General features: G+C 69.9%; 1 protein-coding gene. It reads left to right on the top strand.

Annotated features, from left to right (window positions below; genetic code table 11):
* The coding region (locus GQA99_RS20385; RefSeq protein WP_206194605.1) for a M10 family metallopeptidase C-terminal domain-containing protein at window positions 1-319 on the top strand (319 nt) is incomplete at both ends.

Here is a 319-nt window from a genome sequence, read left to right as displayed (position 1 = left end):
AACGACGTGGCCAACGTGCTCAAGGGCGGCGCCGGCAACGACATCCTCTACGGCGGCCTCGGCGCGGACCAGCTGTGGGGTGGCGCGGGAGCCGACACCTTCGTCTACGGCGATATCGCCGAGTCCTCCGCGGCGGCGCCGGATACCCTGCGCGACTTCGTCAGCGGCCAGGACAAGATCGACCTGTCCGGGCTGGACGCCTTCGTCAACGGCGGGCTGGTGCTGCAATACGTCGACGCCTTCGCCGGCAAGGCCGGCCAGGCGATCCTGTCCTACGACGCGGCGAGCAAGGCCGGCAGCCTGGCGATCGACTTCAGCG

It is taken from the genome of Shewanella litoralis (genome assembly GCF_009828585.1).
GTDB lineage: Bacteria > Pseudomonadota > Gammaproteobacteria > Enterobacterales > Shewanellaceae > Shewanella > Shewanella litoralis.
This window is presented reverse-complemented; position numbering and strand designations above follow the sequence as displayed.